The organism is Bacteroides sp. 519 (assembly GCF_010500955.1).
In the GTDB taxonomy this organism is placed as follows: Bacteria; Bacteroidota; Bacteroidia; order Bacteroidales; family Bacteroidaceae; genus Bacteroides.
Genome location: NZ_QVMJ01000109.1, coordinates 1 through 323, shown reverse-complemented (window position 1 = coordinate 323; position 323 = coordinate 1). Strand labels below are relative to the sequence as shown.

The following is a 323-nucleotide window of genomic DNA, read 5'->3' as shown; positions in this document are numbered from 1 at the left end:
GAATATGTATTAAAGAATACCCCGCTTACTCCCGAAGCTACAGAACAGCTGCAACTGGTAGAACGCAATACCGACCGCATGCTCAGGTTGGTAAACCAATACATTTTTATTGATGACCACACGGAAAATCTGAAAAAGTTTGAGAAGCAGGCAAAGAACATGCACACCATATTCAAAGCAATTGGCTTTTGCTCTGGGAAAAGCCATACCGTTATCAGCTGTTACGATAACGATGAAGGTCGATATTCCACCAACAAGGCCTTCGGGCAGGAGTATGCCGTCGGTCGATTGGAGTTGTAAAGTGGCTTCGCTCGGGCTGAGGC

General features: G+C 46.1%; 1 protein-coding gene. It reads left to right on the top strand.

The annotated features are described in order from the left end of the window. Window positions 1-300 (top strand): hypothetical protein (locus D0T85_RS22110; RefSeq protein WP_163215678.1); only part of this gene is annotated, 300 nt, incomplete at its 5' end. Between the last annotated feature and the right edge of the window lie 23 nt (window positions 301-323).